This window comes from Streptomyces sp. NPDC040622, from assembly GCF_055593965.1.
On sequence record NZ_JBVIXD010000004.1, the window covers coordinates 352,194 to 366,214 of the forward strand.

Consider the following 14,021-nt stretch of genomic DNA (forward strand, 5'->3'; position numbering starts at 1 on the left):
GGTCTGACGGGGAGCGGCCCGGCTGGGGCCTTCTCGGGCGAGCCCCGCAGGGGCGAGTGCGTCAGGGGCGCGGGGACCTGCGCGCTCAGCCACGACGCACCCGCTAACCGCCGAGGCCCCCGGCGGGCTAGTCGGACGTGGGAGTGATCAGGACGCTCGTGGAGGTGCGCGCCACTACGTAGGAGCGACCCTTCGTGGCCCTGGGAGCCAGGGGAACCTGGTGTTCCCCCGGCTCAAGGACCTCGTCGAAGACCTCGTGGACGTGCGTACGCGACAGCCGGTCCACCCGGTACGCCGTCAGCCGGACCCGGCACGTCGACGTGACCGACACCTCCGCCGCGCGGGGACCGGCCGCCAGGCGGGTCAGGCGCCGCTGGTCCTCGGGGCTGCGGTCGAGCGCGTACTCGATCTGGGCGACCAGGAGCGGAATGATCGGGGCGAGGCCGTCGACGTAGGCGACCCGGACCCCTGCCGCGTCGAAGGCCGCACGGACGGACTGCCGGGCCGCGTCGGACACCGCGCGGCCGAAGGCGACCGCCCCGTACGTACGGAGTTCGTCGCCCGGCACGCCCGCCGCGTCCGCCGCGATCTCCGCCCCGATGCCGATCGTGCGCAGCGCCGCCGCCAGCTTGGCGAGGATCGCGACCCGGGCACCGATCAGCAGGACCCGTCGGCGGGCCTGCGGTTCGCCCCCGTCGAGCAACTGGCCCAGAGCCGTGCGGTATTCGGTGCCTCTGAAGCGGAAGGGCCCTATGCCGTGGTAGCCGTTGAGCTCCAGGTCGGCGGGTTCGGCCGTCTGCCAGGCGAAGTCGCGCCAGACGAAGTCGTCGCCGCCGTCGGCGCTCTTCTCGATCACCGCCGTGACCGCGCCGCACTCCAGGCCCTCGCACTCGGGGCACCCGTAGATGACGTACCGCCCGTCGCGCAGCGGCGCCCGTGCTTCGAGGAGCAGCCTGCGGACGTGCGCGGTGAAGATCGCCGGCGGGATGTCGGCGGCCAGCGGCGACACCGCGTCGAGGTCGGAGAGCTGGAAGAGCAGGGGGCGCCCGTTCACAATGAAGTCGACGAAATCGCGGTGCACTTGGTAGTCACCGTTGGCGAGAACTCCACCGGCGCGCATGGCCGGTGCCAGACCGAAGGTCGCGTACTCGGCAGACATGCTTGGAGTATCCCCACCCGGTGTCTGATGTGAGCACGGCATCGCACATTCCGCTACGTTCCTGGGATGAGGGATGACGATGTGATCGTGGTGGGCGGTGGGGTCGTCGGACTCACGACCGCCATCGTGCTCGCGGAGTCGGGGCGGCGCGTGCGGGTGTGGAGCCGGGACCCCGTGGAGCGGACCACCTCGGCCGTTGCCGGCGCCCTGTGGTGGCCCTACCGCATCGAGCCCGTGGAGGCGGTCGGCGACTGGGCGCTCCGGTCGCTCGCCGTGTACGAGGAGCTGGCGGCGCGCGGTGGCCTCGGGGGCGTACGCATGGTCGAGGGCGTGCATGCCGGGACGCGGCTGGACGCGTTGGGGCCGTGGGCCTCGCGGGTGGCGGGACTGCGGGTGGCGGAGCCCGGCGAGTATCCGGGGCAGGCGCTGTGCGCGCGGCTGCCGCTGATCGACATGCCCGTGCATCTGGCCTGGCTGCGGGAGCGGCTGCGAGCGGCGGGCGCGGTCGTGGAGCACCGCAGGGTCCGGCGGCTCGCGGAGCCCTTGGCCCAGGCGCCCGCCGTCGTGAACTGCTCGGGGCTGGGCGCCCGCGAGCTCGTGCCGGACGATGCCGTGTACCCGGTGCGCGGGCAGGTCGTGGTCGTGGAGAACCCGGGTGTCGAGACGTGGTTCACGGCTGCCGATCCGGCCTCGTCGGCGACCACGTACTTCTTCCCGCAGCCCGGCAGGCTGCTGCTCGGCGGCACCGCACAGGACGACAACTGGTCCATGGAGCCGGATCCGGCGGTGGCCGAGGCCATCGTCGTGCGGTGCGCGGCCGTGCGGCCGGAGATCGCGGGGGCGCGGGTCCTGGCGCACCGGGTGGGGTTGCGGCCCGCCCGGCACCGGGTGCGTCTCGAGCGGGAGCGGACCTCTGGGGGCGGGGTCGTGGTGCACAACTACGGGCACGGCGGCGCCGGTGTCACGGTCGCCTGGGGGTGTGCCCAGGAGGCGGCACTGTTGGTGGGCGCCGCCTCCTGAAGCGGTCGGTCAGCGGCTGTCGGCCGCCGTGCTGCCCGACTCCTGGCCGTTGCCTTCGTCGTCCTGGGCAGGGCCGATCCGGAGCTCGAACTCACCGTCGTACTGCTCGTGACCGGCGATCACGGCCTTCTCGACGGCTTCCGTGCCGTGCTCCCCGCGCACGATCAGCGGGTCGTGGCGCAGGTCCCGCATCAGAGCCACACACATGCCGATCATCACGAGCGTGAAGGGCGCGGCGACCAGGATCGTGAGGTTGCGCAAGCCGGTGAGCGCGTCGTCCGAGCCGTCGCCGATCAGCAGCATGATCGCGCCGACGGCGCCGGTCACGATGCCCCAGAAGATCACCACGAACCGGCCGGGTTCGAGGGCGCCCTTCTGGGAGAGCGTGCCCATCACGATGGACGCGGCGTCGGCACCCGAGACGAAGAAGATGCCCACGAGGATCATCACCAGCAGGCTGGTCACCGTGGCGATCGGGTACTCGTGGAGCAGTCCGAAGAGCTGCGCCTCCTGCGTCGTCTCGCCCTTGAGGCCGCCCCGCTCGGCGACGGTCATGGCGGTGCCGCCGAAGACCGCGAACCAGATGAGGCTGACGGTGCTGGGCACCAGGATGACGCCGCCGACGAACTGACGGATCGTACGGCCGCGGCTGATGCGCGCGATGAACATGCCGACGAAGGGCGTCCAGGAGATCCACCAGGCCCAGTAGAAGACCGTCCAGCTGCTGAGCCAGTCGGCCACGCCCTTGCCGCTGGAGGCCTCGGTGCGGCCGATGAGCTGCGGCAGGTCGTCGAGGTAGGCGCCGATCGACGTCGGGACCATGTCGAGGATGATGACCGTCGGGCCCGCGATGAAGACGAAGATGACCAGCAGCGCCGCGAGCACCATGTTGATGTTCGAGAGCCACTGCACGCCCTTCTCCACACCGGAGATGGCGGACGCCACGAAGGCCAGGGTCAGCACGGCGATGATCACGACGAGCAGGCCGGTGCTCGCCTCGTCCATCCAGTCGAGCACCTCGATGCCGCTGCCGATCTGCAGGGCGCCGAGGCCCAGCGAGGCGGCCGAGCCGAAGAGCGTCGCGAAGATGGCCAGGATGTCGATGACCCGGCCCCAGGCGCCGTGGGCGTGCTTCGTGCCGATGAGCGGCTCGAAGACGGCGCTGATGGTCTGCCGGCGGCGGCGCCGGAAGGTGCTGTAGGCGATGGCGAGGCCCACGACCGCGTAGATCGCCCAGGGGTGGAGCGTCCAGTGGAAGAGGGTCGTGGCCATCGCGGTCTCCATCGCCGCGGGCGCGTCCGCCGGGTCGGTGCCCGGCGGCGGTGAGGTGAAGTGGGCCAGGGGCTCGCTCACGCCGTAGAACATCAGGCCGATGCCCATGCCGGCGCTGAACATCATGGCGACCCAGGAGACGGTGCGGAACTCCGGTTCCTCACCCTCGTCGCCGAGGGTGATCTTCCCGTACCGGCTGACGGCCAGCCAGAGCGCGAAGACGACGAAGCCGGTGGCGGTCAGCATGAAGAACCAACCGCCGTTGTGCATCAGACCGTTGAGCATGTCCGTGGAGACATCCTGCAGCGAGTCCGTCGCCACCGCGCCCCACACCACGAACGCGAGGGTGAACAGGGCGGTGACGCCGAACACCACCCGGTCCGTCTGTGGGGACCGGCCGCCGTGGGCGGGCGCCAGGCTCTCCCCTGGCGCCCCTCCCCCGTCGTCCGCTTTCTGAGGTTCCTGCGTCACAGGTGACACCTTTCAAGGGTCGGAATACGACGAGACTTTGTTCTCCGCTACCCCCTACCACATGTGACTCACCTCTCACCGGCTCAACATGTCATGTCGGGCCGACCTGTGACCATGTGATAAGGCGCGCGCTCGTCGAGCAGCAGGGGTACGAGGGCCCGTGCGGACTGCCGCAGCGGGACGTACGCCCCGGACTTCTGGCGCTTCACGGTGACGCCGTGCAGGGCCAGTTCGTCCTTGATGTCGCGGTACTGGGCGGTGTCCAGGCGGTAGCCGCAGGGCGGGTCCTGGATGATCTCGGCCGGTTCGGCCGGGTCGTTGTCGGCTCCGCCGAGGTAGACCGGGCCGCGGTCGCGGTAGCCCTCGACGCGGGCCGCGTCGGTGGCCGCCTCCAGACGGCCGCGGCGCTCGTCGGTGAACGCGGCCAGGCCGCCGAGCGCCGCGCGCTGGGAGGCCACGCGGCGCCGGTTGTTCAGCGCCTCGTCGTTCTTCTCGGCCTCCGTGAGGGGATCGACGCGGCTCTCAATCAGCAGGCCCGCGGCGTGCTTGATGCCCGACATGTTGCGCAGGATGCGTTCCTGGCCGTCGCCCGCGGTCTGCTTGACCGGCTCGCCGGTCACGGGATCGGTCCAGATGCCGTACGTGCCCGTGGTGTACCCGCCGCGCTCCGCGGCCGGCCGCACGTACGCCTTCGACAGGGTCTGCGCCTCCCCGTGCACGGCCTCGTCGGTGTTGAGGTTGCGCGGCCAGAGGTCGAACAGGTCCTTGTCGTAGTACTTGGGGGTGGCGCCGTACTCGTGCAGGTCGTAGATGACGTCGGGCCTGCGGTCGCGGATCACCGCGGCCATGGCACGGGCCTCCGCCGTCTGCAGGGCGAGGTGGTCGCGGTTGATGTCGACGCCGTCGGAGTTGCCGCGGGTGTCGGCGGCGCGGCCGTCCGGGTTGGCGGTGGGCACGACGAGGAGCGTGGTGCGGCTCAGGAAGCGTTTGGTCTTCTTGTCCTTCGCGTACGCCAGGTCGCGGATGGTGGACAGACACGCCTCGCGGCCCGACGGCTCGTCGCCGTGCTGGCTGCAGATCAGCAACACGGTGTTCTTCGTGGGACGTTCCGCTATGCGCACCAGCTGGACGGGGCGGTCCTTCTTGGTGGTGCCGATGCGGGTGACCGAGACCCTGCTGGTCGCCCGGTCCACGGTGGCGAGGAGTTCCCGCTCCTCGGGCTGGCTGGTCCAGCGCGCCCCGTTCGTCTCCTCGAAGCCGGTGCGCGGCGGGGTCGGCGTCGCCACGGCGGGCGCCGTCAGGAGGGGCGCCGCGAGCGCGGCGGTGGCGCAGGCGAGCGCCAGGGTGCGGATGCGGGGTGTCATGAAGTGCTGCCTCCGGGGACGGGGTTGAGCGGACGCGGCGGGGCGACGCCGTCGAGACGGGACGGGCGGGGGGCGACGTGTGAGGGGGCGCTGGTGGTGAACGCGTCGGCGCCGCCGACCAGCGGCAGCTTCGCCGAGGTGCGGGACAGGTCGAGGGCGAGCGTCGGGGTGTCGGCAGGGGGCTGGATGAGGTTTCTGTCGGTGCCCGCGATGATCAGCGCGAGACGGTGGCCCTCGGGTACGACGTGGTCGCTCGCGGCGAGGTCGAGGGTGATGGTGTGCGGCTTGCCCGGGGTGAGCGGGCGGCCGTGTCCCGCGTCGGCCCAGTTGCCGAGGTCGGCCCAGCCGCGGCTGAAGATCGTGTAGTCGACGGCGGCGGTCCTGGCCCGCGTCTCCTTGAAGCAGGAGCTGTCACCCGTGGTGCTCGCGCCCCAGCAGGTGCGCTCGGGAAGGGTGCTGATGCCCTCGCCGGACGCGGCGTAGTCGCGGATGGTGGCGGGGCCGAGGTCGACGAGGACCGCGGAGAGGTGGGCGGTGCGGGTGGTCGGGGTCGCGGTGACGGTCACCGTGGAGGAGCCGGAGAGGCGCAGGTCGCGCCCGAGGGGCTTGCTGATGAAGCCCGCCTTGCCGGATGTCGATGTGTCGATCTTCTCGGCCCACTGGGTCTCGCCGATCCGCGGGTCGTCCGTGAAGGTCTCGGTGCCCTTGCCGGGCCGCGGGCCGAGCACGCCGACGCCGGGCGCGGCACCCTTGGCGGGGCGGAGCTTGACGGTGTCCGTGCCGCGCGGGGGCCAGACGCGGTCGGTGGTCCAGTGGTCGGGGGCGCGCTCGATGTCGGCCATCGGCTCGCGGTCGATGCCGTTGTCGTAGCCGAGCAGCTCGTGGTCGAACCAGCGGTGCAGGGTGCGCACCCAGTCGGCGCGGCGGAGGTCGAAGGGGTCGACGTGGCCGGCCTGGCTGAGCCACAGCTTGCGGTCGACGCCGTTGTCGGCGAGGGCGTCCCACCACTGGCCGAAGTGCTTGGTGCGGACGTTCAGGTCCTGCATGCCGTGCACGGCGAAGACGCTGGCGCGCACCTGGTCGGCGTCCGGGACGTGGTCGCGCTCGCTCCACAGGCGGGTCCAGTCGCCGGTGCGGGGCGCTCCGTCGATCAGGCGCTGCTGCACGGCGCCGCAGCGGGCGCGGGCCTCGGGGCTCTGCACGCCGTCGGCGAGGCCGTCGGGGCCGCTGCCGAAGAGCGGGGCGCCCTTGGCGAAGTAGTAGTCGTACCAGGAGGAGATGGCGCCGATCGGCACGATCGTCTTGAGGCCCTTGACGCCGGTGGCGGCGACGCCGTTGGCGATGGTCCCGTCGTAGCTCTTGCCGATCATCCCGGTGGCGCCGTTGGTCCACGAGGCCTGGGTGCGCGCGTTCCCGGTGCGGCTGGTGTAGGCGCGGGCGCGGCCGTTCAGCCAGTCGACGACGGCCTTGGCGGACTGGACGTCGGAGCGGCCGCCGACGTCGACGCAGCCGTCGGAGCGGTTCGTGCCCGCGAGGTCGACCGCGACGTAGCCGTAGCCGCGCGGCACGAAGTAGTTGTCGTAGTAGAGCGGGAACTGCACGGGGTTCCCGTCCGCGTCGTACGTCTTCTTCTGACTCTCGTTGCCCCGGCCGCAGCAGGAGTAGTACGGGCTGGCGTCCATGATCACGGGTATCCGGCGGCCCGTGCGGTCGAGTTCGCGGGGTCTGACTATGTCGACGGCGACGCGGTCGGTCCTGCCGTCCGCGTCGCCGTCGATCCTGGTGTCGACCCATACGGATTCGCGTATCGCGTCCTCGTACGAGTACACGGGTCTGCTCTCGCCCGGGGCGCGCGGGGCCCGGTCGGCGCCCTGCGCGGCGCCCGGGGACGTGAGGGTGGCCAGCAGGGCGGCGAGGGCCGCGGTCAACAGTGCTCTCCACAGGAGGTGGGCGCGTCGCGCACGTATCGGCATGGCGCGGAAGGTACACCGGTGGACTCCCGTGCGACAGAGGGCCGCACGCAGCATCGACAGGTGCGTGGGACATCAAGGCACATGTCGGCCGAATGGCGATCGTGTGACGTCCGGGGCCATGGACATGACGCGTGCGGGCAGGGCTGAATAGGCTCGACGATCACGACGAACAGTTGTTGTGCCCCTACGACTTGGAGCTCTCGTGCACCGCAGACTCATCGCCCCGGGCGCGCTCGCGGCCTCTCTCCTGCTGGCGATCCCGGCATCGGCCGCCGACTTCTCCCCCGGGGCCCCGGGCATCGGCGACCCCTATTACCCGGCGAGCGGCAACGGCGGATACGACGTCTCGCACTACGACCTGCGCCTGAAGTACCAGCCCGCGACGGACCTCCTGGAGGGCACGGCGACGCTCAACGCCCGTACCACGCAGGACCTCTCGCGCTTCAACCTCGACTTCGGCCTCAAGGTGTCCGAGGTGCGGGTCAACGGCAAGAAGGCCAAGTTCGCGAAGACCGGCGACCAGGAGCTGGAGATCACACCGCCGGCGGGCCTGCCGAAGGGCACGCCGATCACGGTCGTCGTGCGGTACGCGGGCAAGCCGTCCGAGCTGAAGATCAACGGCTACACGGCCTGGCACCGGACGCCCGACGGCGGCGTCGCGGCCCAGGAGCCGGAGGCCGCCGTGTGGTGGTTCCCCTCCAACGACCACCCGCTGGACAAGGCGACGTACGACGTCTCCGTCTCCGTGCCGGACGGCACTCAGGCGATCTCCAACGGCGCCCTGCAGTCGCAGAGTTCCAAGCTGGGCTGGACCCGCTACAACTGGCGGTCGAACAAGCCGCAGGCCAGCTACCTCGCCACGCTCGCGGTCGGCAAGTTCGACATCACGACCGACAAGACGGAGAGCGGCCTGCCCGTCCTGAACGCCTACAGCAAGGACCTCGGCGACAACGCGGGCGCCGCACGCGCCAGCATCGAGCGGACCACCGAGATCACCGAGTGGCTCGAGACGGTCTTTGGGAAGTACCCCTTCAACGCGCTCGGCGGGTACGTCCCGAACGTGAAGAGCAGCTACGCCCTGGAGACGCAGACCCGGCCGTTCTACAGCCCGGCCGCCTTCGCCAATGGCTCCAACCCGTCGATCGTCGTCCACGAGATCGCCCACCAGTGGTACGGCGACAGCGTCTCGGTCGACGGCTGGAAGGACATCTGGGTCAACGAGGGCTTCGCCCGCTACAGCCAGTGGCTGTGGTCGGAGAAGGAGGGCGAGGGCACGGCCCAGGAGCTCGCGGACTACGTCTACGCGCAGCACCCCGCCGACGACCCGTTCTGGCAGGTCAAGCCGGGCGACCCGGGCCCGGACAACCAGTTCCACGGCGCGGTCTACGACCGGGGCGCGGTCGCTCTGCAGGCGCTGCGCAACGAGATCGGCGACGACGCGTTCTTCGCGATCCTGAAGGGGTGGCCGAAGAAGCACGCGTACGGCAACGCCAAGGTGAGCGACTTCGTGAAGTACGCGGAGAAGGTCTCGGGCAAGCCGCTCGCGGAGCTCTTCGACACGTGGCTCTACCAGCCGTCGCGCCCTGAGTCCCCGGCAGCGCGGGACGCCGGGATCGCCCGGTCCAAGGCCGCTGTGGCCAAGCCGAAGTCGTGGAAGCAGATCGCGGCGACCAACGGCGTGCACGAGCACGGTCACGGTCACTGAGCCGACGCACCACGCGGCATCGCGCGGCAGACCGCGTGCCGCGCCCCGCCCGTCCGGCTGCCCGCAGCGCGCGGCAGCCGGGCGGGCGGGTGGCCGCCGCTTCTCCGCCCGCGCCGTGCGTGACCCGCGTGCCGTGCGTTACGTACGAGCCGCGCGTTCCCTCGCCCGCCCCGCCCGCGCGGCCGGCAGGTAGCGCAGCCGCTCGGGCAGGAGCGGCACCACCGTGCGGACCACCCGGCCGAAACGCCGTAGCCTGCGCTCCTGCGTGGCCGTCCACGGCAGGCCGATCGCCTCGCGGGCGTCCGGCGGCATCAGTCCGATCGTGACGAAGCGGCGGAAGCGGGCAAGCGGCGGCAGAAGCAGGGGCCACAGGGCACGGAGCACCAGGCGCGTGAGCCTCGGTCCGCGGTCCGGCGGCGGCACGGGCCGACCGGTCGCGGTCAGCTCCTCGGCCACCGCCGTGAGCTCCAGTTCCTCGGCGAGGACCGTGCGGTAGTAGGGCCAGAACTCCTGGAGCGTCTGCGGCATGTCCCGGTCGTGGATGCCGAGGATGCGCCCGACCTGGAGCCACTCCGCGTACAGCTGCCGCTCCTGCGTCTCGGTGAAGGGGCGGCCCAGGTACTTCTGCGCGTGCCGGTAGACGGGGAAGCCGGTGGCGTGGACCCAGGCGTAGTTGGCGGGCATCAGCGCGTGGTAGCGGCGGCCGTGCGCGTCCGTGCCCGCGATGGTGCGGTGCAGCGCGCGCAGCCTGCGGCCCTCCACCGCGGCCGCCTCTCCCCCGTACACCCACAGCAGGACCGAGCGCACCGAGCGCTCGCCGCGTCCCCACGGGTCCGTACGGAACACGGAGTGGTCGTCGACGCCGGCACCGACCGCCGGGTGCGCCACCTGCAGGGTGAGCGCGGGCGGCAGCATCAGCAGCATGCGGATGTCGCCCGCGATGCTCCAGAGGATGCCGCCGGGCGGCGGTGGGACGGGATCGCGGGTTTCGGGGGGTGCGGGGGGTGCGGAGGGTGCGGGGGGTGCGGGCGCTTCGGCGGTCCCTTGGACGTCTCGGTCCGCGCGGTGCTCGGCAGGGTTCATGCGACGTGCTCCTCGGCCGTGGCCGGTTTGTACCTGTCCAGTATGCGACCGTGCTTCCGCTTCCGGGGGCCCGGGGGTTCCCTGTGCGGCCCCGTCGGGTGGATGCTGCCGGCGCGGCGCCGGCCGGTCCGGTACGGCCCGACGAACTACCTCTGGAGCGCTGACTGATGGCCACTTTCGCGGTACGTTCCCCTGCCACCGGAGACGTCATCGGTGAGCACCCGGTCGACGGCCCCGACGAGGTCGCGCGGGCGGTCGCGGGCGCCCGGGGCGTGGCCGCGGGCTGGGCGGAGCTGGGCTGGTCCGGCCGGCGGGACCGGCTGCTCGACTGGAAGCGTTCGCTGGCCCGGCGCATGGACGAACTCGCGGACGCCGTCACCGCCGAGACCGGCAAGCCGGTGCACGACGCGCGGGCCGAGGTGCTGCTCGCCCTGGTCCACCTGGACTGGGCCGCCCGCAACGCGCGGCGCGTGCTGCGGGTGCGCCGGGTGGCGTCCGGACTGCTCTCGGCCCACCAGAGCGCACTGCTCGGCTACCGCCCCCTGGGCGTGATCGGCGTCATCGGCCCGTGGAACTACCCGGTCTTCACCCCCATGGGCTCGATCGGCTACGCGCTGGCCGCGGGGAACGCCGTCGTCTTCAAGCCGTCCGAACTGACGGCCGGGACCGGCGCGCTCCTCGCGTCGGCCTTCGACGACGCCGTGCCGGACTGCGCGGGGCTGCTGCGGACCGTGACCGGGCCCGGGTCGACGGGGCGGGCGCTCGCCGCGTCCGGGGTCGACAAGGTGTCGTTCACCGGGACGCCGGGGACCGCCCGCAAGGTCGCCGAGGTCTGCGCCCGCTCCCTGACACCGCTGCTCGCCGAGTGCGGCGGCAAGGACGCGGTCCTCGTGGGCCCGGACGCCGACCTGGCGGAGGCGGCCGAGGCGATCGCGTGGGGCGCGATGGCGAACGCGGGACAGACCTGCGCCGGCGTCGAACGGGTCTACGCGGTGGCCTCCGTGCACGAACGGCTGTGCGAACTGATCGTCGCCAGGACGCGGGAGCTTGCCGCGGGCCTGCACTACGGCCCGATGACGCTGCCCACCCAGCTCGGCGTCGTGGAGCGCCACATGAAGGAGGCGCTGTCGTCCGGCGCGCGGGCGGCGCTCGGCGGGCCCGAGTCCGTCGCCGCGCCGTTCGTGAGCCCCGTGGTCCTGGTGGACGTGCCGGAGGGCTCGCCCGCGATGACGGAGGAGACCTTCGGCCCGGTGGTCGCGGTCAACCGGGTGCGGGACCTGGACGAGGCGGTGGAACGGGCCAACGCCTCCCCCTACGCGCTCGGCGCGAGCGTCTTCACCGGGTCGCGTGCCACCGGGCGCGCCGTGGCGCAGCGGCTCGACGCCGGGGCGGTGGCGGTCGGGTCGGTGCTCGGCTTCGCGGCCGTTCCCTCGCTGCCGTTCGGCGGCACGGGCGAGTCGGGGTACGGGCGGATCCACGGCGCGGAGGGGCTGCGGGCGTTCGCGGCACCTCGTTCGGTGACGGTGAAGCGGTTCGCGCCCTATGCCGATCTGACGTCGTTCGCCACCGCCCCCGACAAGTCCGCGCGGGCGGTGGAGCTCGCGCGCAGGCTGCACGCGCGCTTCTGAGCCCGCCCACCTGTCAGGACCTGGGCCCCAACGGTCAGGGCCTGGGCTCTAGCGCGCCTCGGCGTACGCGTCCAGGACGGCGTCCACGACCGCGTCCGGTTCCCGCACCGTCGGGAAGTGGTCGCTGCGGGCGAGGCGCACCAGGCGGCAGCCCGGGATGCGCTGCGCCATCGTCTCGTTCACCCGGACCACCTCCGGCTGGTCCTGCTCCCCGAGGACCAGGACGCAGGGCACGTCGAGCTCGCCGAGGCGGTCGTAGGCGGGCGGGTCGGGCACGTTGTGGGGGACGTTGGCGAACCACGCCGGGATGACCGCCCTCAGGTACGCGTCGACCTCCGCGTCGTCCCCGGTGCCCGCGGCGCCCGAGGTCCGCTTCAGCAGCGCCACGATGCCGTCCACGTCGCCCGCCTCGGCGAGCCGGCCGACCTCGGCCGTGAACGTGGCCGGGACCAGGTCGTCGGCGCCGGTGACGCCCGGGACCACCAGGGCGAGGCTCGCCACGCGCGCGGGGTCGCGGAGCGCGAGACTGAGGGCCGTCGCGCCGCCCATGCTCGATCCGACGAGGACCGCGCGGGCCACCCCGAAGTGGTCGAGGACGGCGATCAGGTCCTCGACCAGCGAGTACGCGGCGGTCGGGTCCGGTGACCTGCCGTATCCCCGCGCGTCGTAGTGGATCACCCGGTGCCGCTCCGTGAGGCGCGGCAGGACGCGGTCCCAGACCCGGGAGTCGGCGACTCCCGGGTGCAGCAGGACCAGGGGGAGCTCTTCGCCGTCCGCGCCGCCCGGTTCACCCGAGTCGTGCGCCCACACTTCGCCGTCCTTGACCGAGACCATGACGTCCATGCCCGGCAGTCTCCGCGCGTGCGGTCCCGGCCGCCAGTGGCGCTGCCGGACGAGGGCGTGAATCCGTACGCCCGGCGGCCTGAACCCGTCGGATCGGCGCCGGGCGCGGTGCCCGACGCCGTGGTCAACAGGCCTCCGGTGCCATGGTCAGGGCGCGCCGGGCTGCGGGCGCGGCGCCGGGCGCGGGCCGTCGGCCGGCACCCCGGCGGGTCCCGATCCGGGCTGTGGCCTCGCTCCGGAGCCCGGGGCCGGGGGCGGCCCCGTGAGCGGGTCGGCCGCGATGCGGCTCGCCAGCTCGGACGCCCACTCGGAGACCTGCCCGCGCAGTTCGGCCTCGGCGGCGGCGCGTTCCGCCTCTCCCCTGGCCTGTCCGGTGGCGAGGTCCCCGTCGCCGTCCAGCGGTCCCTCGGCCGGAGCGGCGACGATCAGGGCGGCACCGTCCCCGGCGGCCCGACGAGGGACGTGCGCCGCCGCACGCTCGGACCCAGCGCCGACCGCACGGCCCCGCCCACGATCAGTGTCACGCCCCTTGTCACGGTCGGCCTGCGAGAGCAGCCTCCCCGCGCCTTCCCCCAAGAGCGCCGCCGCGCGCCGCGGGCCGGCCGCCGACCTGCCCAGGACGTCCGCGAGGATCGTCTCCCGCCCCTCGCGTACGCGCCCGGTCCGCGGCAGGAAGTGTCCGACGAGGAGACAGCAGGCGCCGAGCAGGACCGCGACGACCGCCACTTCCTCGGCCTTGGGGTTGATCGGCCCGAAGTCCGGGGGGATGAGGTGCATGCCGGAGCTCTACCCGCTCATCCGTGCACAACAACGCCCACCTGCGGGGCAGTTGGCGCACGGGGATCCGTGGTCGTCCCACGCGTCGCATCCCATGACGTGAGCCGCACAGGCCCCACGCCGTCGCCCTGCACCGTCGCCCTGCACCGCCTTGTGTCGCCCCCGCGCAGGCCCCTCCGCCTCAGTCCCCGAAGTCGTACACCGTCACCGCGATCCCCCGCGCCACCAGGCGCTCGGTTATCAACGGCTCGATCCGCGACCACGTGCCGCCCGCGAGGCCGCAGCCGATGCGCGGCATGTGCACGGAGGCGCCGAGCTCCTCGGCCTTGTCGGCGAGGGCGGCCAGGGCGGTGTCCAGCGCCTCGTACCGCACGGGGACGCCCTTGCTGCCCGTGCGCATCCCGCGCTGCCCCACCATGTTGGCGACCCACAGGCGGCGGCCGACGTCGACGAACTGGACGGCGCCGAGACCGAAGTCGTTCTTCGCGCGCGCCCGGTGCCAGGCGCGGTACGCCTTCTCCGGCTCCGGCCAGCGGCGCGAGAGCGCGAGCACGAAGCCCTTGCCCCAGCCCCCGAGGTCGTTGCAGACGTGGGCGATCAGCTTGACGCCCTTGCCGAACGGCGCGGTGGCGTCACCCCGGACATACGTGATCTCCGACATGACGCCACCGTACGGGCCACCACTGACAGCGGGCCCTCGACCGGGGCGGGCCGCCGTGCGGCCCG

At 72.7% G+C, this 14,021-nt stretch carries 11 protein-coding genes; 3 read left to right on the top strand and 8 right to left on the bottom strand.

Annotated features, from left to right (window positions below):
• Window positions 1-127: 127 nt before the first annotated feature.
• Window positions 128-1,159, bottom strand: coding sequence for an oxidoreductase (locus ACZ592_RS13270; protein ID WP_471581629.1), 1,032 nt, complete (start codon window positions 1,157-1,159; stop codon window positions 128-130).
• Between the two features lie 66 nt (window positions 1,160-1,225).
• Between ACZ592_RS13270 and ACZ592_RS13275 the strand changes: the two genes are divergently transcribed.
• The gene (locus tag ACZ592_RS13275; protein WP_471581630.1) at window positions 1,226-2,179 is read left to right on the top strand and encodes an FAD-dependent oxidoreductase; all 954 of its coding nucleotides are present in this window, start codon (window positions 1,226-1,228) and stop codon (window positions 2,177-2,179) included.
• A 9-nt stretch (window positions 2,180-2,188) separates the two neighbouring features.
• Here the strand turns inward: ACZ592_RS13275 and ACZ592_RS13280 are convergent, their stop codons facing one another.
• The 3 genes from ACZ592_RS13280 to ACZ592_RS13290 all read right to left on the bottom strand — a co-directional run bounded on the left by ACZ592_RS13280 (window position 2,189) and on the right by ACZ592_RS13290 (window position 7,259).
• The gene (locus tag ACZ592_RS13280; RefSeq protein WP_471581923.1) at window positions 2,189-3,868 is read right to left on the bottom strand and encodes a BCCT family transporter; all 1,680 of its coding nucleotides are present in this window, start codon (window positions 3,866-3,868) and stop codon (window positions 2,189-2,191) included.
• Between the two features lie 137 nt (window positions 3,869-4,005).
• Window positions 4,006-5,286, bottom strand: a complete 1,281-nt coding sequence (locus ACZ592_RS13285; RefSeq protein ID WP_471581631.1) for a M14 family metallopeptidase — start codon at window positions 5,284-5,286, stop codon at window positions 4,006-4,008.
• Window positions 5,283-7,259, bottom strand: coding sequence for a Xaa-Pro dipeptidyl-peptidase (locus tag ACZ592_RS13290; RefSeq protein ID WP_471581632.1), 1,977 nt, complete (start codon window positions 7,257-7,259; stop codon window positions 5,283-5,285). The genes ACZ592_RS13285 and ACZ592_RS13290 overlap by 4 nt, the downstream gene beginning before the upstream one ends.
• 202 nt (window positions 7,260-7,461) lie before the next feature.
• On the opposite strand from ACZ592_RS13290, the gene ACZ592_RS13295 reads away from it, so the two are divergent.
• Window positions 7,462-8,964: a M1 family metallopeptidase gene (locus tag ACZ592_RS13295; RefSeq protein WP_471581633.1), complete on the top strand. Its 1,503-nt coding sequence runs from the start codon at window positions 7,462-7,464 to the stop codon at window positions 8,962-8,964.
• A 138-nt stretch (window positions 8,965-9,102) separates the two neighbouring features.
• On the opposite strand, the gene ACZ592_RS13300 is transcribed toward ACZ592_RS13295, so the two are convergent.
• Complete coding sequence (locus tag ACZ592_RS13300; RefSeq protein WP_471581634.1) at window positions 9,103-10,047, bottom strand: oxygenase MpaB family protein; 945 nt, start codon at window positions 10,045-10,047, stop codon at window positions 9,103-9,105.
• A 167-nt stretch (window positions 10,048-10,214) separates the two neighbouring features.
• On the opposite strand from ACZ592_RS13300, the gene ACZ592_RS13305 reads away from it, so the two are divergent.
• Window positions 10,215-11,675 (top strand): aldehyde dehydrogenase family protein, encoded by a 1,461-nt coding sequence (locus tag ACZ592_RS13305; protein WP_471581635.1) that lies wholly within the window; start codon window positions 10,215-10,217, stop codon window positions 11,673-11,675.
• Between the two features lie 48 nt (window positions 11,676-11,723).
• On the opposite strand, the gene ACZ592_RS13310 is transcribed toward ACZ592_RS13305, so the two are convergent.
• The 3 genes from ACZ592_RS13310 to ACZ592_RS13320 all read right to left on the bottom strand — a co-directional run bounded on the left by ACZ592_RS13310 (window position 11,724) and on the right by ACZ592_RS13320 (window position 13,956).
• Window positions 11,724-12,518, bottom strand: a complete 795-nt coding sequence (locus ACZ592_RS13310; protein WP_471581636.1) for an alpha/beta fold hydrolase — start codon at window positions 12,516-12,518, stop codon at window positions 11,724-11,726.
• 147 nt (window positions 12,519-12,665) lie between these two features.
• The gene (locus ACZ592_RS13315; protein WP_471581637.1) at window positions 12,666-13,295 is read right to left on the bottom strand and encodes a hypothetical protein; all 630 of its coding nucleotides are present in this window, start codon (window positions 13,293-13,295) and stop codon (window positions 12,666-12,668) included.
• Between the two features lie 181 nt (window positions 13,296-13,476).
• Entirely contained in the window at window positions 13,477-13,956 is a 480-nt protein-coding gene (locus tag ACZ592_RS13320) for a macro domain-containing protein (RefSeq protein WP_471581638.1), read from the bottom strand.
• Between the last annotated feature and the right edge of the window lie 65 nt (window positions 13,957-14,021).